Below are 20,708 nucleotides of genomic sequence, written 5' to 3'. Positions count from 1 at the left end.
AATATAATTATTTATTGTTTTAAAATCTTATGCAATACTTTATGGTAAGTTAAATAGAATTTAATTCCTATCAAATATAAAAATATTTATATAACAATATTTACGATTCTACCTTTTACTAAAATAAATTTCTTTGGTGCTTTGCCTTCCACAAATTTTTGTACTTGCTCATCTGCTAGTACAATTTTTTCTACTTCTTCTTGTGTTGCTTCTAATGCAATTTCAATATTAGCACGATGTTTCCCATTTATTTGAATTGGATATGTAAATGTAGATTCTACTAAATATTGTTCATCATGAGTTGGATATGTTGCATCTATTACAAATCCTGCTGCACCACAATTGCTCCATAAAACTTCTGCTGTATGTGGTGCAAATGGCGAAATAAGTTTTAGCAATTCTAGCAAAGTAGATTTAGATACTGTTTTTAGTTTGCTTAAATCATTTACACAAATCATAAATGTAGAAATACAAGTATTTAGACTTAGATGTTCTATATCTTGGTTAATTTTCTTGATACATTTATGTAGTATTTTTAATTCATCTTGCGTTGCTGCTGTATCTACAAATTTCTGATTGCCCATATCATCATAAAATAAACGCCAAAACTTGCGTAAAAAATTTGCTACGCCAGAAATACCATTTGTATCCCAAGGTTTTGCCGTATCTATTGGTCCTAAAAACATCTCGTACATTCTAAATGTATCTGAGCCATATTGCGCTACCATATCATCAGGATTTACAACATTCAGATATCTTTTAGACATTTTCTCAAATTGCATATCTAATGTTATAAATTGATTTCCGTCTTTATCTGTTTCCCAAGCAATATCATCGATAGCAATATTTTCAAATCTGTTATCTTCTGATTTTAGTTTTACAAAATTATCTTTTGATAGCTTATCATTTGGAGCAATATTTACTGGAATATGTAATGCTAATTTCACATTTTTTATTTGACCAACTTTTGTCAATAAACTTCTACCACCAATCATTCCTTGGTTTACCATTTTTTTAAATGGTTCTTCAGTGCTTACTTTTCCTATATCTTTTAAGAATTTATGCCAAAATCTACTATACAATAAATGACCAACTGCATGCTCGCTACCACCAACATACAAATCTACATTTTGCCAATAATCTTGTACTTTAAAATCTACCACATCACTTTGATTATTTGGATCCATATAGCGTAAAAAATACCAAGAACTACCTGCATATCCTGGCATGGTATCGGTTTCCATTTTGGTATTGTCGCCAAATTGATGTACCCAGTTTGTAGCTGTAGCCAATGGACTTTCGCCAGTACCTGTTGGTTTATAACTCTCTACTTGTGGCAATGCAACAGGTAAATTCTCTACTGTATGTATTATTCCATTTTCATCATAATAAATTGGAAATGGCTCGCCCCAATAACGTTGTCTGCTGTAACCAGCATCGCGCATTCTATATTGTATTTTTCCGTAACCTATTTTTTGTGCTACTAATTTTTCAATCAATGTATTTGTAGCATCATTATAATTCATGCCATTTATAAAATCAGAATTGATGTATGCACCTTCTTTAGTTGCATCAGCTTCTTCTTCTATATTTTTTTGTGCATCTAAAATAGCAACAATAGGCAAATTGTATTTTTTTGCAAACAACCAATCGCGTTGGTCGCCTGATGGTACTGCCATTACTGCGCCTGTACCATAACCAGCCAACACATAATCTGCAATAAAAACTGGCACTTTTTCATTTGTAAATGGATGTAAAACATAAGCACCTGTAAATTGCCCGCTTGTTTCTTTTACTTCTGCTTGGCGTTCTAAATCAGATTTTGCTCCAGCAATTTTTATATATTCTTCAATCTGATTTTTGTATTCATCAGTTGTAATTTTTTTAACTAACTCATGCTCTGGTGCAATTACTAGAAACGTAACTCCAAAAATTGTATCTACACGTGTTGTAAATACATCAATTGTTTCATCATGATTTTCTAATTGGAAAGACACCATTGCTCCTTTAGATTTTCCAATCCAATTGCGTTGCATTTCTTTCATAGCATCTGTCCACTCTAAAGTATCTAAGCCCGCTAACAATCTTTCTGCATAAGCAGTAATTCTTAGAAACCATTGGCTCATTTTCTTCTTCTCTACTGGATGTCCTCCACGTTCTGATACGCCATTTACTATCTCATCATTTGCTAATACTGTACCTAATGCTGGACACCAATTGACCAAAGAATCTTTTTGATATGCCAAACGATAGTCCATTAGTATATTTTGCTTTTCTAAAGCTGTATAATTTTTCCATTCATCAGCAGTAAATGCTGGAACATCTACATTGGTATATGCTGTATTGTTATGATTTCCATGTTCCTCAAAATGCTTGATTAATACATCAATAGAATAGGCACATTGATTATTAACGCAATAAATAGAATTATACAATTGTAAGAAAATCCATTGTGTGTGCTTGTAGTAGCTTGGCTCGCAAGTAGAAATTTCTCTGCTCCAATCGTATGAGAAACCAATTTTGCGCAATTGTGCTCTATAAGTTTCTATATTTTTTTGTGTTGTAATTTCTGGATGTTGCCCTGTTTGGATGGCATATTGCTCTGCTGGCAAGCCAAATGCATCAAAACCCATAGGATGCAAAACATTGAAGCCTTGCATACGTTTGTAACGTGCTACTATATCTGAAAAAATATATCCTAGTGGATGACCAACGTGTAAGCCTGCGCCACTTGGATATGGAAACATATCTAACACATAGTATTTAGGTTTAGAGAAATTGTTTTCTACCATATAAGCAGATTTTTCTTTATCGTCATAGTTCCAAATCTGTCTAGCTTTATCTTCTATTTCGTTGAAATTGTATATCATAACACAAAAATAAAAAAACTATGCCTGACAACACAATTTAGCTAATTAGTTAATTGTTACATTTCTTGAATTATAAAAAAATACTATGTATCTTTAGGTAAAAATACATTTTATGAAAAAACTATCATTTATTTTATTGTCTGCTATTCTATTTACATTTACAGTAGCTTGCAAACAGAAAACTGAAAAAGCATCTGAAGAAAAGGCTGGTCCTGCACTTTCTTGTACTGGAGAAAAGCTTGAAGCTATTCGTGGAGAAGAAGTGTACAAAGGCAAATATAACTCTGATGGAGATGAATTGCTGACATATTTTTCTTTAGAACAAGATTCATGTTTTATATTTAGCGTTGTTCCTTCTGTAGAATTAAAAAATGAATATCTAAAATATGAAGTTACAGTAATTGCCTACAAAGACATCAACTCAGTAGCAGAAGAAGGCTTGCAGTTTAGATCTGAAGAAGTTGAAGGCGAAACAAAAACTTCTTTATTAATATTATCTAAGAATGATGAGCGTATTTTTAAACAAAAAATTTTTTCTTGCTTTGGTGACAACAATGCTGAACAAATTGACTTAAGTGGCATGACTATAGACTTTAGTTCTGCTGAAAAAGGCAAAGCAGTTTTAGAGCAACTTAAAGCAAAATTGCCTGCACAATAAAAGCAAGCTTTATAAAATTAATTTGGCACAGTACCTAAGCAATCGTAATTGCAAGTTTTTGTGTATTGTTTATTTTGCACGGATGAGCTGCTACTCACTACAAAATTAAGGTAATGTGGTCAAAAATGGAGCTTTTTTTAGATATAAATTAGTTTTAATTTTATATATCTATTTGAAGAGGAAGTAGGCTCTGCTGGAGAGCAACCTACCAGCAATAAGATAGATGTTTATACGATAGATGACAGTCAGCAATGGCTGTCATTTTTCTTATATCGGCAAACATTATGGCTAAGAAAACTCATTTCGGATTATTTTTAAGATGTAAATACCATTTTATAAAATTCTTCTTTGCTTCAAATCTCATACCTCTGTGCAACGTTAGTTTCTCTTTTAGATGTGTAAAATAATTTTCTAATCTATTGGTTGTATAAGGTATTTCTGCATCATCTAAATAAGAGAACATATCTGGTATAGCATTGATAATTAGACTACAAGCAGCATGTAACTTTGCATGTGTATACCAATATCTTTTTGTGTCTTCTTTATATGATTGTTCGTTAATAAAAAGCGTGTTTTATCATACCATATTTTAAACTCGACTAACCAATAAGCACTCTGTTCTATTGATTTAATAGATGTGATTTTGTTAGATAATTGAAGTAACTCTTGTGCTTGTATTGTTTTGGGTTGAGCGCTTAAATAATTACGTGTTTGACGTTTTATATGTACTAAGCAACGTTGTATAACAGCATTAGGAAAAACCTTTCTAATTGCTTTTAATATTGCTTTATGACCATCACATGTAATACTATAAACATCGACACCTAACTTCTTCAAATTTTCTAAATCCTCCTTAATTTCTTTATATTTTTCTTGATTGGTTTCTCTATATAATTGAACATATCTCATGTCATGATCGTAATACAATATCAAACATAACCCATTGCTAAAATAACTACCATCTATAAGTAAATGTACTTTAGATTTACTACGGATAGCTACTGTCGGTGCTGATTTTAGATACTTATTAAACAGTCGCTGAATACTACTTTGAGACATACCACTATCTCTAATCAGATACTTATAAACCTGTCTTTCTATTATCCATTTCTTAAACCATATAAACTGATTATTGAGTGTTACACCATTATTTTTAATTGTAAAATAGACACAACAATTGGAACATTGATAGCGCTGTTTTCCATTTCTTATTCCCTTTTTATGGAAGTGATTAGAGCCACAAACTTGGCATTTTTTTTTAGATTTTTCATTATCTAAGATAATATCATTGAAAACAGTTTCAATGATATTGCTCATAACAACCGTGGTTATTGACTTAAAAGACAATTTTCCGCTCCATTTCTGACCACATTGTCAAAATTAAAATCTGCTGTGTGTAGATAACTACAACTTGAATCAACAACACTTGGGCTAGATTCTAGGTTGTATTTTTCTTGACATACAACTGTATAATTGCCATCAGGTAATGATATTGAATAATTTCCATTTGCATCTGTTGTAAATTGCAAATACACACTTGTGAATGGTGCTGCAACTGTGCCTTGCCTAACATAAAAAGTTTGATTGGCAGATGGTTGATACGTTAACAATTCTTGTAATAATTCTTCAGGTGGTGCTGCGCCTCCACAATAATTGCTATTATTTTCAATAGTTCCTGAGGTGACAGTTAAAGGCAAAGTGTATGGTTGTTGTTTGCATGATTGCAGAACTACATAAGTCAATAGTAAGTAAAATAGATTTTTCATAAGTACTACATTTTATAATTAAACTCTTTCTAATATAAAACTAAAAAACAAAATCGACAACAACTATTCCTGTATATTAATATTATATCAAACTACAGAATATTACCATGTCTACTACAATTCCAAAATATAATTAAAATTGTAGATTTGTCCTATAAAATCTTCAATCTATATATTGAATTAAATGTACAATATGATAAAAAACATACAAATTCATATACTCTTTTTATTTGTTTTTGCATACTTATCTGCTTTTGCTCAAACAAATTGCTTTAGCTATTTTAATACTAATAATGCACAACAAAACGACACTATTGCTTATCTACTAATGGATTGCAATTATTATATTTTTCCAGACTTAATTGGTGTAAAAAAATACAAAGATGATTCGGCTTTTCAAGCAATGTTTAGCAATAAATATTCAGAATATGGCATGCAACAATTCTCATTTATAAATAACTACAGTACAAGTACTAATTTAATAGTAATGAGTAATCACAATACTATTATAATTATTTTTAGAGGATCAGAAACCAAAGGTGGATTCAAAAATACGAAGAGAGATTGGTTACGAACTGATGCTAAATGCAAAATGTATAAAGTAGATACTTTTAATAATAGTTATGTACACAAAGGCTTTTGGAATTCGTACACAAGTATAGAAGATACTTTGGTAAAGACGCTCTATCTGCATCAACATGAAAGTAAAAAAATATTCATTACAGGACACAGTCTTGGTGGTGCCTTATCTGTGTTAGCAGCAGCCAATTTATATCAACATAATATTAAACCTTTTGGTGTTTATTTATTTGCCAACCCAAGAGTAGGTACAACGTATTTTGCAGATTTTTATAACACATTAAATATTCCAACTTTTAGATATGTAAATGAGAATGATTTGGTTCCAATGCTTCCACCAACTAATGCTTTTCGAAGAATATATTGTCCAGAACCGAAAAATGATTGTGGTAAGTATCAGCATGTAGGAAATATCTACAATATTAGTAAAGATACTATTGTTGCAAATGATAATGAAATGAAGGTGCCAAACAAAACTTATAAAATGGGTAAAATAAGACGCCATATTGTAGGCGAATATTGCAGAAAAATTTATCAAATATATTTTCCAAATGATACGATAGGTTTGCTACCCAAACCACCAACAAAAAAGAAAAAGGATTGATTTTCATTATGACATATTAGACAGCAATGTATTATATGCAAGTGGTACTTTCCAAAGTAAATCATTAGTAAGATTACCTTTTACAAGACAATAACATTTTGAACATAGTTGATATTTTTATTTTTTGGGTAGAAATTATTTCTTTCTAACATACTACAAAAAAGACCGAACGTGATGTTTGGTCTTTTGATTTTATTTTGTTCTATAATTAATCTACAAACAACTCGCCTTTGTTGGCTTTGTCTTGTAATAATTTTTAAATTAATACAATTATATCTTTAAATAAATTTAGATATTTTATCAATAATCTTTGATAATTTTTCTTCTTTCATGTACAATCTTTCAGATTCAAAAAATTCTGCATTTTCATCATGAACTTTGTCATGACCTCTATGGTACTCAAAATCTTTAATATCAGCTTCTGTTTGTTTTAGTTCATCATTCAAAAGCGATAGAAATTTCTTATAAAACTCAGAAACTGTTACAAATTTTAAAACCTTATCATTAATATCAATGTAGTAATACTCTTCTCTGAGAACAATATCTTTCACAAACAAAAATTTATTAAATATTATTTCTGAATGATTAAGTTGTGATTTAATTCTCAACCTGAAAACTTTATCTACAGCTTCATAAACTTTATTTATCTCATCATTACCAAACATTGTATAATTTTAGTCTACAAACTGTTCACCTTTAGCTGCTTTATCTCTTAGCAATTGTGGCACTGCAAAGCGCTCACCATATTTTGCCTCAAATTGTTCTGCTTTAGCAATAAATTTGTCTAAACCATGTCCATTAATGTATTGTAGTGTACCACCATTAAATGGAGAAAAGCCCCAACCAAATATAGAACCAATATTGGCATCTGCCACAGAACGCAATACGCCTTCTTCTACACAACGTACTGTATCTAATGCTTGTACCATTAGCAATCTATCTACCATTTCTTCTTGTATCAGCTCAGCTTTTTGAGGAAATAATTCTGTTAATTTTTCCCATAGATGTTTTGCGCCACCTTGTGGGTATTCATAAAATCCTGCGCCTGCTGCTTTGCCAAATCTGCCTGCTGCTAACATCTTTTCTACAACTTCCAATCCTGGATGATTTGGTGCGGTTTTGCCTTCTGCTTCTAAATCTTTTACTGTTTGTTTGCGTATGTGATCCATTAGTTTTAAGCTTACTTCGTCAGTTAGTGCTAATGGTCCTACTGGCATACCTGCTTTCAGTCCTGCATTTTCTATAGCTTTTGGGTTTTGTCCTTCTGCAAGCATCGCAATACCTTCCATTACATAGGTAGAAAACACTCTTGATGTATAGAAACCTCTGCTATCATTTACAACAATAGGTGTTTTTTTAATTTGCAATACATAGTCAAATGCTTTTGCTAAAGTAGCATCATCTGTTTCTTTGCCACATATAATTTCTACCAAAGGCATTTTATCTACTGGCGAAAAGAAATGCAAGCCTATAAATTGTTTTGGTCTTGCTGATGCTTGTGCCAATCCTGTAATTGGTAGTGTAGATGTATTGGATGCAAAAGTACCTTCTGGCAACATTGCTGCTTCTGCTTCTTGTGTTACTTTTGCTTTTAATGCTCTATCTTCAAATACTGCTTCTATAATTAAATCGCAACCATCAAATTCTGGTTTGTCTGTTGCTTTTATTCTTGCTAAGATTTCTTCAGCTTTTTCTTTAGACATTTTGCCTTTAGAAATGCTTTTCTTTAATATTCCTTCTGAATAAGCTTTGCCTTTTTCTGCTGCTTCTATAGAAACATCTTTCAATACAACTTCCATACCTGCCATTGCAGAAACGTATGCAATACCTGCGCCCATCATACCTGCTCCTAAAACTCCAACTTTCTTTGTTGTATATTTCTCATATCCTTTTGGACGAGAACCACCTGCATTGATTGCATTTAGATTGTACCAAAATGCAGTAATCATATTTTTAGAAATTTGTCCAGTTGCTAAAGCTGTAAAATATCTTGACTCAATTCTTGATGCTGTTTCAAAATCTACTACTGAACCTTCTACTGCTGTATTTATAATATTTTCTACTGCAGGATAATTACCATGAGTTTTCTTTTTAGTCATTGCTGGCACAATTGGAATCATGCTTGCTACTTTTGGATTGCGTGCATCGCCACCTGGAAACTTAAATGCTTTATCATCCCATGGATTTATTGCTTTTGGATTTGCTTTAATCCAAGCTTTTGCTTGAGTTATCATATCTTCTGGTGTTTCTGCAATGGCATTTACAATACCATTAGATAATGCGTCTTTTACTTTTAATCTTTTTCCTTCTGTAAGTAAAGGTAATGCTGGTTGCAACCCTATCATACGTGTAAGGCGAACAATACCACCACCACCTGGCAACAATCCTAAGCCAACTTCTGGCAAACCAAATTGTGCTTTTGGATTATTTAGTGCAATTCTATAATGACAAGCCAAAGCTAATTCTAGTCCGCCACCAAGTGCTGCACCATTTAATGCTACAACAACTGGTTTACCAAGCGTTTCTAATCTTCTAAACTGAGCTTTTAAGCCTTCGCACATCTCAAAGATTGCTTTTGCATCTGTTTGTTTGTATAAATTATCAATATCTGCTCCTGCAAAGAATGTAGATTTTGCTGAAGTAAGAATAACGCCTGAAATATCAGCTTTTTCTGCTTCTAATTTGCTAAGTGTTTCTGTAAACAGCTTGCCAAATTCTTCATTGATGACATTTGCACTTCTGTTTTGCATATCCATTGTAATAGTTACAATATTGTCTGCGTCTTTTGTGTAGTGGAACATATTTTTGAGTATTAAATATTTGAATTTTTGTTTGTAATAAATAGAATTAGTTCTTCAATTTTTAAAAATGTGAATATAAGAAAAGATTTGTAGAATATTACACTCTAAAAAAATAGACTTTAAAATAGATATTAAGCATAATTGACAAGATAAAGCTTATTAGCATAGATTTTATTCCTATTAATAAATCAATTATTAATTTTCGTTAACAAAATAGGCATATAAATTGCTATATATTTGTATCATTATGGCAGAACAGGACAAAATACCTACATCGAAAGTGCAAAGAGCAAGTAGGTTTATTAAAACAAGTGTAAAAGTTGGTGGCAATTACGTATCTCACGCAGTAAAATCAGTAGCTGGAAACTCTACCAAAGAAGACTTGCACCAAAAAAATGCAGAAGAAGTATTTAAACTATTAAGTCAACTAAAAGGCAGTGCTCTAAAAATAGCACAGATGATGAGCATGGATACTGGCTTGCTACCTAAAGAATACGTAGAAAAATTTGCACAAGCTCAAAACAATGCCATGTCTTTATCTTATCCACTAATTGTCAATACTTTTCAAAAATACTTTAATCAAAAGCCAAGTGATATCTTTGACAAGTTTGATAATAAAGCAAAACATGCTGCATCTATTGGGCAAGTACATGAAGCCTATAAAAATGGACAAAAGCTGGCAGTAAAAATACAATATCCTGGTGTGGCTGATGCTATACACTCTGACATACAAATGGTAAAACCTTTGGCAGCAAGATTAATTGGCGTGCCTACCAAATTTTTGGATTACTATTCTGAAGAATTTGAGCAAAGATTGATTGAAGAATGCGACTACACTTTAGAATTAAAAAATGGATTATTGACTAGACAAGCATTTGAACAGTTTGATGATATTATTATTCCGAATTATTATCCTGAATTTTCTAACCATAGAGTTTTAACTATGGAATGGATTGATGATGCCGTACCTTTGCAACAATATTTAGATACAGAAACTGACCAAGAGAAGAAAAATGCTTTAGGACAAAGTTTGATTAATTTTGTTTTTCATCAGGTACATACTTTGAAGAAATTTCATGCAGATCCTCATCCTGGAAATTTTATGGTAACGAAAGACAATAAACTTGTTGTTTTAGATTTTGGGTGTATGAAAGCCATTCCTGAAAGTTTTTATAAAAACTATTTTTCTATTGCGAAAGCAGAAGCACAAAATGATCCAAAAAACTTGAGCAATTGCTACTCAATTTAGATTTCATTAGAAAAGAAGACACTCCTGAAGAACGAAAATTCTTTTATGATACAGCTAAAAAAATTATAGATATTATTGTTGAACCATTAAAACGAGATACTTTTTATTTTGGTGATAAAGAATTTACAGAGCAACTCAATATTCAAGGACAAGAATTGGCACAAGATAAAAAACTTAGACAGCCAAATGCCATCAGAGGCAATAGAGATGCTATATTTTTACATCGTACTTTTTTTGGTATGTATGCCATTTTATATAAACTTGATGCTACTGTAAGTGTAGATAAAAGCTTTTTAAATGACTTGTAAGCATAGAATGCTAAAAAATCTTAAATAAAAGAAAATACGTTAATCTAATTATCTAGATTTTATACATTTGTACACTTTGAAACAACATGCAGGTAAAAGTATCTTTAGATAATCGCATATATAAGACAGCAATATTATTACTATCTATACTTTTTATAACACAAAATGTATGGTCGCAGAAGTTTTATGTAAAAGCATCAGCTAAAGAAGTACCACAAAACTATACTTTCGACATTACCTATACTGTAGAAAATGGAGATGTTGATGATTTTAAAGCGCCAAAGTTTGATAATTTCGACACTTATGGTCCGTCACAATCTCAGAATATAAATGTAATCAATGGTAGAGTTTCAAAATCTATTTCATTTACTTATACTTTGCAACCAAAAAAACAAGGCACATTTGTATTTCCTCCTGCAAAAGCATCTATTAATGGGAAAGTAATGGCGACAGAAGAAATTACCATTAAAATAATAGAGCCACAAAAAAAACAACAGAAACAACAACAGCAATATTATGACCCATTTGAGGAATTTTTTGGTAGTGGAAATAGTAAAAAACAGAAACAAAAATCCGAAGAAGAAATAAAAAAAGAAATTAGCGAAAATATTTTCGTTAGAGTTTTTCCTAGCAAAAGTAGTTTGTACGAAGGTGACCAATTTACTGTATCCTTCAAACTCTATTTTAGAATTCAATATCAAAATTTAGTTTCATTAAAAGCACCTTCTTTCAATGGCTTTTTAATGGAAGAATTTGAGTTACCAGAAATAGATCCAAATAAAGAACCAGAAATAGAAACTTATAATGGCAAAAAATATTATGTTCAAGAATTTAGAAGAGTAGCCTTATTTCCACAGAAAACTGGAAAATTAGATATTGCTCCGATGGATTTTTCTTGTGTGGTTGGTATTGAAATGCCACATCCTTATAATCCATTTTTTACTACTGTAGAACCTTATGAATATAATTTTAAATCGAATAGTGTACAAGTAGACGTGCTTCCTTTGCCAGAACCAAAGCCAAAGAATTTTAGTGGTGCTGTTGGGCAATTCTCGTTTCAGGCTGGCTATGACAAAACCAAAGTAAAAGTAGGTGAACCTATAAAGCTGAAAGTAACGTATAATGGCACTGGAAATCTAAAATTAATTAGCGCACCAAAGCTCGAGTTTCCTGAAGAGTTTGAAGTTTTTGAGCCTAAATTGAATGAAAATTATGCTTCAAAAGGGAATTCTGTATCTGGAACAAAATCGTATGAGTACACAATAATACCACAAGATGGTGGCAACTTCACATTGCCTGAGTATGAGTTTGGCTATTTTGATTTGAATAAAAAAAGCTATGTAACCTTTAAGCTTCCAGCTACGACTATTGAAGTTAGTGGCAAAGCAAAAACATCTCAAAATCTTATTAATTTCAACAAAAGAGAGAAAGAAGATATCAAGAAAAATGAGTTGTATAAAAACTTAACAAGTTCTATTACATGGTCTAATTTTTATGAAACAAATCTTTTTAAAGCATTGGCAGCAACTCCAATTCTTATTCTTTTTATAGGATTTTTATTACGAAGAAAAGATTATGATGCGCAAGCATTATTAGCCATCAATAGGAAAAAAGCGAATAAAGTAGCCTTGAAAAGAATGCAGAAAGCTAAAAAACTGATGTCGCAAAATAAAGAGAAAGAATTTTATGATGAAGTTATACGTGCGTTGTGGCAATATGTTTCGGACAAAATGCACATTCCTGTTTCAGATTTATCGAAAGAAAATATAGGTGCTAAATTATCCGATAGAAATATTGGACAAGAAGATATCATTCAACTCAACAATACTTTAGAATCTTGCGAAATGGCATTATTTGCATCTGTAAATAAAACAGAAAGTATGCAAAAAACATATCATGATGCTGTGAATTGGATAACACAAATTGACCAAAAAATTTAGCGAAATGAAGTTAAAATTATGTTTATTACTCAATATTATATTTTTCACTTTTAGTTTCACTAATGCAACTAATACATTAGATGCAGCAAACAAACTCTATCAACAAAAAAGTTATTCAGAAGCAAAAGATGAGTTATTATCATTGCTAAAAAATGACAAGCATAATGCAAGTATTTACTATAATTTAGGTAATTGTTATTTTCAGCTTAAAGATTATACGCTTGCCATTTTATACTACGAAAAAGCATTAAAAATTGCACCAAATAATGAGGCTATTCAACATAACTTACATCTGGCAAACCAAAAAGGATTGAAAAAGAATGAGCATTCTGCTGATTTCTTTTTATTTCAGTGGGCAACACAACTGCACCAAAAACACACTAGTAAATACTGGAGTATTTTATTTCTGATTTGTTTTTTTCTATTTAGCATTCTTAGGTTTATCTATTTTAGAAAACGTGAAAATATCTATCTAAAATCGAGTATACTGTTGCTTTGTTTTTCTATTATTTTATTCTATATGGCAAAGCAAAAATTCTATCTAGAAACATCAAATACACATGCAATTGTTATGCATGATTCGGATATGATAAACAAACCAAGTTTGAATGCTAAGAAAATAGGAACAATTAGTAGTGGAAACAAAGTAAAACTACTTGACCACGATGGAAATTTCTACAAAATAAAAACTGTAAATAATAAGATAGTTTGGATTGATAAAGAAAATATAGCTACGATATAACTAAGCTTTCTTTACATTTTTGAATACATTCTCAAATCTATTTAATGCATCGTCAATTACATCATCAGTATCTGCCATACTTGTGTACAATCTACTACCTGCTAAGGTAACAATACCTTCTGCCATGTATGCAGCACCATATTCTTCCATTAATTTTTTTCGTTCGTTAATTTCAGCTAGCACTGATTTTATTTTCAATAATTTTATTTTTACGTATAATGTTCCAGCAGCTTCCAAATGACAAATAGAACCTTGATTGAATGCCACAAATGGCAATCCATATTTATCTATCAATTCGTTTAATCCTTTAGTTATTCTATCACCAGCTTTGCCTGCTTTTTCGCATGCATTATTTTTTTCTATCTCCAATAATGTATAGTAACCAGCACAACAACTTAATGGATTTGCTGCCATAGTACCACCAACTTTTACTTTTTTTCCACCTTGCAAACCTGCAGCCAAACCATCCATATATTCTGCTTTGCCACCAATTCCTCCAGCAGATGGATATCCACCAGCAACTACTTTACCGAAAATTGTTAAGTCTGGTTTTACATTAAAGTAGCCTTGTGCGCCACTCATTCCTACTCTAAATGCAGTTACTACTTCGTCAAAAATTAGTAATGCACCATATTTATCGCACAATTCTCTAGCTTGTTGTGCATATTCTTTATACACTGGATAGGTGCCACTTTCTGGACCAACTGGTTCTAAAATTACAGCAGCAGTGCCACCACGCAATTTATTCCATCTCAATTTACTTTCTAATGCATCAATATCATTAGGTGGAACTGCTTGTGTGTGCCAATGCATCATGAATGGAATTCCTTTTGCATCAAAAAATCTTGTACCTGGAATTCGCAAATCATACACCATTTGGTCGCTCCATCCATGATATGCGCCACCTATTTTGATGATTTTTTTATTTCCTGTTTTGATACGTGCTAATCGCAATGCACCCATAACTGCTTCTGTACCACTACCCAGCATTCTAAATTGATCTACTGATGGAATATTTTTGCAAATTAATTCAGCTAATTTTAGTTCATACTCATGCAACAAACCTGTAGATGGCCCACATTCATTTAGTAATTCTATGGCTTTTTCTCTAACTGATGGATAATTGCTACCTAATACTGTTGGTCCGCCTGCTTGTAGAAAATCTATATATTTATTTCCATCTGCATCGTACAAATGCGCGCCTTCTGCTTTTGTAAATGTAAGCGGAAAAGGGTGGTTGAATGCTAAATTGTGCTGAACACCACCAGGAATATACTGACGTGCTTGTTCATATATTTCTCTTGACTTTGGACACTTAGAATTATAATAGTCTAAGTATTTTTCCATTGCAGATGGCTCAATATGCTGCAAAGGCAATGCAACTAATTTATCTAATTTTTCATAAATTGGTTTTATATCATGATATTGTGATATAGAGAATCCTGAATTAGCCATAAATAATGTGATAAATAGTTTAGGAAAAAAAGCTGTAGGGGAAGGATTCGAACCTCCACAAGGCAATTAGGAATGGCGCAGTGCTTGGTGGTCAACCCCTGTCGGAACAAACCGGCTATACGCTATCTTTATTTTGAACTCCTCACCCCCGAGACAAGAGGGCATGGCTGCCAATTTCATCACCCTACAATAAAAAGAACTATGTTTAATAATTACAATGCAAAGATATGGAAAAGCTATCAATTTTAGTCACTCTATCTAAAAAATTAATAATAAATTTAGAGATTGTTTAAAATTAAAAGGCAATAATTAGATAATATTCAACAATATAAACAAATCATTCCATTCTAATAAAAAATTTATAATGGAAATTATATTTTGTAAAATAAAAAAAGGCAACCATAGAAATGATTGCCAAAAACGTATTTTAAATACTAAACAAAACTAATTATTTTTTATATATGCGTTTAATTCATTGATTGAACTTGAGAAAGAAAACAGATTATAGATATCAAAATAATTTTGCTTGTCTGTTGTTTTTTTGTAGCAATATTTTGCCAATTGCAATCTATTTGACTCAAATGAAAGTTGTTGCAATATTTGTTTTACCTGATTAGTTTTTACATAACTATTTGACAATGCAGTTTCAGCAATTTCCATTTTAACATTATCAAAACTGGCATTTTTTATTGCATTCATTACACTATTAAATGTATTGTCGTTCATGTATTGGCTGTTGTAGCCGTAGTTATTGTTGTTCCAATCATTATGGTTATCGTTATTCCAACTATTATTATTGTTGTTTGGATTATTATTCCAATTGCCTTGATTGCAATTACTTTGATTACAATTTGGTGTGCAAATGTGATTGTTTTGCCAGTTTCCTTGTGTGCTTAATTGGTCTACATACCAGTTTTTTTCAACATAAGGAATTTGTGCTATTTTTTGCAATCCTGTATTATTTGATAGTTCTGCAACATATCTAAATCCATTTTGAAGTTGGATATTTTCTTGATATACAATTTGCTGGCTCCATCCATTTTTTTGTACAATTTTTACTTGATAATTTCCTGGTACTAAGTCAAAAAAACGAAATATATTTTTCTTGCTTGTAACTGACTCGTTGTTTAAAAATACTTGATATTTCCCTTGTCGGTTTATTTTTAGGAAAAGCTCTGAATCTGCAAAGGTAGCTTGTGCAGTTAAGATGAATGCGAATAAAAAGATGTAAAGTTTTTTCATACAAAATATTTTAGATAAACTGTATTATCCAAAACTTATGCCAAAAAATTACATTATTTCCTAATACAATAATTATTGATTTCGCTGTTGATGTTTTTATTGCCCAATTCTTTAGATTTTGTAAAATTGGTACATGCGTTTGCGTAGTCTTTTAGTTCTAAATATGCTGCTCCTCTATAATAATATGCTTGCTCATTATCTTCCATTTTTACGATTGCGATAGATAAATCATTAATTGCATCATTATAGTTTTTTAGTTTGTATTGTAAAATGCCTCTATTCAAATATGATTTTTCATCTGTATTTTTTAGCATAATAGCTATACTATAATCTGCAATTGCGCCTTCAAAATCTTTTATTGCTTCTTTGCAATTTGCTCTACCTACGTATGACAAATGATTGTTTGACTGCATCATTATTACTCTACTATAGTCTATTACTGCACCAACATAATCTCCTGAAAGTTGCTTTGCATAAGCTAAACAATAATGTGACTTCCAATTATTTGGTTGTAGTATTGCTGTTTTTTGCGCAGCAAAAAGTGCTGTTTTATAATCTGCATCTGCAATGAAAATCCATGCTTTAATCATCCAATAGTTTGCATTTTCTGCTTGCATGCTTGTTGCTTTATTAATTAATACTTTTGCTGGCTCTATTTGTTTTTTGATATAATAGCTATTTGCTTCCATATAATAAAACTCAGCTGATTGATCATCTAAAATTCTAAGTGGTGCAATAAACTCGAAGTGTTCAGGATATGCTAATGTATCAATCTTTATATTCTGCGCGTGAATAATTTGAAGACATAAGAATAATAAACTAAATAGTATTCCTTTTTGCATGGACAAATATATTAAATATTTGAGGTTAATTTAGGCTTGAGTTCTTTTTTACAATATTAAAAGATAACTTTTGTTTTAATTTTTGTTATTTGATCTAATTCATCGCATAATTCTTTTGTAATATTTATGCTAATTTTATTACTAGAAAAAGGCAATGCTTGTTCTGTATTATCAAACAAATATATGGTAAATGATTTTTTGCCTTTGTGTTTTTGCAATATTGAAAATATTTTATCTACTAATTGTGTATCTAAATCTGAGTATTTTATCATTATTCTAATAGATTTTGCATTTTTCTCCAATAAATCTTGCAAATAAGATAAACTATTGATTTTTATTTCAAACTTTTCTTTGTCTCTAAAACTTGGTCTATAATTTCCTCTAAGTACTAATCTTGTTCCAGACTCTAAATATGCCATATATTTTATATAGTCTTCATTAAACATCAATACTTCTTGTGTACTTGTCAAATCTTCGAAAGTAACTATTGCCCAAGGTTTCCCATTTTTATCTACTCTTTTATTGACATGTGCTACCAAACAAGGCACTATCACTTCTTTGTTCTTAAAATTATCTAGATGCTCAAAATCTGTATTGCACAAATGTTTTATTTCTACACCAAATTCATCTAATGGATGACCTGATATATAAATTCCTGTAACTTCTTTTTCTTTTTGTAGTTGATCAAAATTTGACCATGTATTTTCATGTGGAATTTCTGGTTCTGGTATTTCTGCATCTTTTGTTTCTCCGAATAAAGAAAAAGCGTTTGATGATTGTCTTTCTTTTACATTGTTTCCAAATCTAATTGCTAATTCTATAAATGTAGAATCATCTTTATATACATGGAAATATTGTGCTCTATGTGCATCACCAAAACTATCAAAAGCTCCAGCTTGTGCTAATACTTCTATATTTTTTTTATTTACTGCTCTTAGATTAACTCTTTTGGTAAGATCAAAAATTGATGTAAAAAAACCATTCTCTCTTTCTTCTAATATTGCAGAAACTGCTGCCTCACCTACGCCTTTCAATGCTGAAAGTGCGAACCTGATTTCGCCTCTTTTATTTACTGAAAACTGTATATCACTTTCATTAATATCTGGTCCTAATGTTGGAATATTCATTCTTCTACATTCGCTCAAAAAGAAATTCACAGATTTGATATCATTCATATTATGTGAAAGTACTGCTGCCATATACTCTGCTGGATAATGTGTTTTTAGATATGCTGTTTGAAATGCAACATACGCATAACAAGTAGAGTGTGATTTATTAAATGCATAGGATGCAAACTTTTCCCAGTCTGCCCAAATTTTATTACATATTTTTTCGTCCAAATTATTTGCAAGGCAACCTTCGATAAATAAAGAATACAAACTATCTAATTTTGCTTTATCTTTTTTACCCATTGCTTTTCTAAGTTCATCCGCTTTACCTTTTGTAAAGTTGGCTAACTTCTGAGACAGCAACATCACCTGTTCTTGATAAACTGTGATTCCATAAGTATCTTTAAGATAACCTTCCATTTCAGGTAAATCATAAACTACTGGTTCTTTGCCATGTTTTCTATTGATGTAGTTTGGAATATAATCCATTGGTCCTGGTCGATACAATGCGTTCATCGCAATTAAATCTTCAAAACAGTCTGGTTTTAAATCTTTCAAACAGTTTTGCATTCCAGCACTCTCAAACTGAAAAATACCTACTGTTTCGCCACGTTGAAATAACTGATATGTTGCAATATCATCAAACGGAAGTGTATCTACATCGATATCTATGTTATGATTCTTTTTAATTAATTTGATGGCATCTTTGATTATTGTTAATGTTTTTAATCCAAGAAAATCCATTTTAAGCATGCCTGCACTTTCTATGTATTTTCCATCAAACTGAGTTACATATAAATCTGCATCTTTTGCTGTACATATTGGTACATATTTTTTGATATCATCTGGTGCAATAATAACGCCAGCAGCATGAATGCCTCTGTGTCTTACTGAGCCTTCTAATACTTCTGCTAATTGTAGTGTTTTTCCTCTTAAGTCTTTGTTGTCACTTTTTAATATGCGCAATTCTTCAACATCTTTAAACGCATCTTTTAATTTAACGCCAACTCCATCAGGAATTAATTTTGCCATTCTATCTGTTTCAGACAATGGTACTTTTAGTACTCTTCCAATATCTCTAATGCAACTTTTTGCTGCCATAGTACCATAAGTAATAATCTGTGCTACTTGATTTTTACCATATTTATCAACTACATAATCGATTACTTTTTCGCGTCCTGCATCATCAAAATCAATATCCATATCTGGCATTGAAATTCTATCTGGATTTAGAAAACGTTCGAAAAGCAGGTTATACTTAATTGGATCTACATTAGTAATACCTATTGCATAGGCAACCGCTGAACCTGCTGCTGATCCTCTACCTGGACCAATTGCAACATTCATTTTTTTGCCTTCTTGTATAAAATCTTGAACAATAAGAAAGTAACCAGGAAAGCCCATGCGCTCAATTGTTGCTAATTCAAAATCTAATCGTTCAATTATTTCAATTGGTAATATATCGCCCCATCTTTTTTTTGCACCTTCAAAAGTTAGAAATCTTAGATATTCGTTTTGGTCTTTAAAGCCGACTGGAATTTGGAAAGCAGGCAACAAAACTGTTCGCTCAAGATTTAAAGATTCTATTTTTTCTGCAATATGCAATGTATTTTCAATGGCTTGAGGAATATCCTTGAACAATTCTTTCATCTGATATTGTGTTTTGAAAAAGAATTGGTCGTTCTCAAATTTGAATCTATCTGGGTCAGCAAAATCTTTTCCTGTTTGCAGACACAATAAAATATCATGTGCTTCAAAATCTTTTTGGTCTAAGTAATGAGAATCATTAGTTGCAATAGGCAATGACTTAAACTTATCAGCAAGCTTTAGCAATTCTTGATTAATTGCTTCTTGACTCCAACCTGTATTATCAAATTCTTGAATTTGATGTCTTTGTAGTTCTACATAATAATCGTCTCCAAATACATCGTACCATTTTTTAAATACTTTTTCGGCTTCCTCAAATCCTTTATTTATTAGTGTTTGTGGCACTTCTCCTCCAACGCAACATGTGCTAGCAATTATACCTTCATGATATTCTTTTATTAGTTCAAAATCAACTCTAGGAAAATCCATATACAATCCATCAATAAATCCTGTAGATACAATGTGCATTAGATTTTTATATCCAATTTCATTTTTTGCCAACAATAATTGATGGTATCGTTTATCTTTATTTTCTCTCGTAAATTTTTATTAAACCTATCTTCTACTACATATACTTCACAACCTAATATTGGTTTTATTCCATATTTTTTGCAAGCTGCGAAAAATTTAAACACACCGAACATATTGCCATGGTCTGTGATGGCAACTGCTTGCATTCCATCTTCTTTTGCTTTTTTTACCATAGCATCAATATCTGTTGCTCCATCTAAGAGTGAAAATTGGGTATGACAGTGTAGTGGAGCAAAATCGCACATAGTAAAAAGATTTAGAATGTGAAAATGTAAAAAAAGTATTGAAGTAGAAAATTAGAACCGTTAATTTTTGTATAAAGTGGATAAGTTTATCACATTAATAAAATCATATACTATTTTTAT

15 protein-coding genes and 1 pseudogene are annotated in these 20,708 nt (G+C 31.2%); 6 read left to right on the top strand and 10 right to left on the bottom strand.

Translation table 11 applies throughout. From position 1 onward, the window contains the following. Positions 1-86: 86 nt before the first annotated feature. The gene (locus IPK18_10465) at positions 87-2,870 is read right to left on the bottom strand and encodes a leucine--tRNA ligase (GenBank protein ID QQR97290.1); all 2,784 of its coding nucleotides are present in this window, start codon (positions 2,868-2,870) and stop codon (positions 87-89) included. A gap of 112 nt (positions 2,871-2,982) precedes the next feature. On the opposite strand from IPK18_10465, the gene IPK18_10460 reads away from it, so the two are divergent. After that, the gene (locus IPK18_10460) at positions 2,983-3,528 is read left to right on the top strand and encodes a hypothetical protein (protein ID QQR97289.1); all 546 of its coding nucleotides are present in this window, start codon (positions 2,983-2,985) and stop codon (positions 3,526-3,528) included. Between the two features lie 298 nt (positions 3,529-3,826). On the opposite strand, the pseudogene IPK18_10455 reads toward IPK18_10460, so the two are convergent. Then, positions 3,827-4,845: pseudogene (locus IPK18_10455) on the bottom strand (transposase). 11 nt (positions 4,846-4,856) lie between these two features. Further along, positions 4,857-5,294, bottom strand: coding sequence for a hypothetical protein (locus IPK18_10450; protein ID QQR97288.1), 438 nt, complete (start codon positions 5,292-5,294; stop codon positions 4,857-4,859). Positions 5,295-5,487: 193 nt separating this feature from the next. Between IPK18_10450 and IPK18_10445 the strand changes: the two genes are divergently transcribed. Next, positions 5,488-6,477 (top strand): lipase family protein, encoded by a 990-nt coding sequence (locus tag IPK18_10445; GenBank protein ID QQR97287.1) that lies wholly within the window; start codon positions 5,488-5,490, stop codon positions 6,475-6,477. Between the two features lie 278 nt (positions 6,478-6,755). Here IPK18_10445 and IPK18_10440 read toward each other — a convergent pair whose 3' ends face one another. Both IPK18_10440 and IPK18_10435 read right to left on the bottom strand, forming a co-directional pair. After that, positions 6,756-7,142: a hypothetical protein gene (locus tag IPK18_10440; protein QQR97286.1), complete on the bottom strand. Its 387-nt coding sequence runs from the start codon at positions 7,140-7,142 to the stop codon at positions 6,756-6,758. A 9-nt stretch (positions 7,143-7,151) separates the two neighbouring features. Beyond that, positions 7,152-9,278: an enoyl-CoA hydratase/isomerase family protein gene (locus IPK18_10435; protein ID QQR97285.1), complete on the bottom strand. Its 2,127-nt coding sequence runs from the start codon at positions 9,276-9,278 to the stop codon at positions 7,152-7,154. A 247-nt stretch (positions 9,279-9,525) separates the two neighbouring features. Between IPK18_10435 and IPK18_10430 the strand changes: the two genes are divergently transcribed. The 4 genes from IPK18_10430 (at position 9,526) to IPK18_10415 (ending at position 13,517) form a co-directional block, all read left to right on the top strand. After that, a complete protein-coding gene (locus IPK18_10430; GenBank protein QQR97284.1) occupies positions 9,526-10,527 on the top strand; it encodes an AarF/ABC1/UbiB kinase family protein in 1,002 nt (333 codons plus the stop codon). Further along, positions 10,512-10,835 carry a hypothetical protein gene (locus IPK18_10425; GenBank protein QQR97283.1) on the top strand — a complete coding sequence of 108 codons (324 nt, stop codon included), beginning with the start codon at positions 10,512-10,514 and terminating at the stop codon, positions 10,833-10,835. Before IPK18_10430 ends, IPK18_10425 begins: the two co-directional genes overlap by 16 nt. Before the next feature lie 86 nt (positions 10,836-10,921). After that, the gene (locus tag IPK18_10420) at positions 10,922-12,775 is read left to right on the top strand and encodes a protein BatD (protein QQR97282.1); all 1,854 of its coding nucleotides are present in this window, start codon (positions 10,922-10,924) and stop codon (positions 12,773-12,775) included. 4 nt (positions 12,776-12,779) lie between these two features. Beyond that, on the top strand, positions 12,780-13,517 hold the full coding sequence (locus IPK18_10415) for a tetratricopeptide repeat protein (protein ID QQR97281.1): 738 nt from the start codon (positions 12,780-12,782) through the stop codon (positions 13,515-13,517). Here IPK18_10415 and IPK18_10410 read toward each other — a convergent pair whose 3' ends face one another. From IPK18_10410 to IPK18_10390, 5 genes are all read right to left on the bottom strand, one after another. Next, complete coding sequence (locus IPK18_10410) at positions 13,518-14,972, bottom strand: aminotransferase class III-fold pyridoxal phosphate-dependent enzyme (protein QQR97280.1); 1,455 nt, start codon at positions 14,970-14,972, stop codon at positions 13,518-13,520. Positions 14,973-15,416: 444 nt separating this feature from the next. Then, positions 15,417-16,214, bottom strand: a complete 798-nt coding sequence (locus IPK18_10405; protein ID QQR97279.1) for a DUF4476 domain-containing protein — start codon at positions 16,212-16,214, stop codon at positions 15,417-15,419. A gap of 53 nt (positions 16,215-16,267) precedes the next feature. Continuing rightward, positions 16,268-17,056 (bottom strand): tetratricopeptide repeat protein, encoded by a 789-nt coding sequence (locus tag IPK18_10400; GenBank protein ID QQR97278.1) that lies wholly within the window; start codon positions 17,054-17,056, stop codon positions 16,268-16,270. A 56-nt stretch (positions 17,057-17,112) separates the two neighbouring features. Continuing rightward, positions 17,113-20,313, bottom strand: coding sequence for a DNA polymerase III subunit alpha (dnaE, locus tag IPK18_10395; protein QQR97277.1), 3,201 nt, complete (start codon positions 20,311-20,313; stop codon positions 17,113-17,115). Continuing rightward, a complete protein-coding gene (locus tag IPK18_10390; protein ID QQR97276.1) occupies positions 20,280-20,588 on the bottom strand; it encodes a PHP domain-containing protein in 309 nt (102 codons plus the stop codon). Before IPK18_10390 ends, dnaE begins: the two co-directional genes overlap by 34 nt. Between the last annotated feature and the right edge of the window lie 120 nt (positions 20,589-20,708).

The organism is Sphingobacteriales bacterium (genome assembly GCA_016699615.1).
In the GTDB taxonomy this organism is placed as follows: Bacteria; Bacteroidota; Bacteroidia; order Chitinophagales; family JADIYW01; genus JADJSS01.
This window is presented reverse-complemented; position numbering and strand designations above follow the sequence as displayed.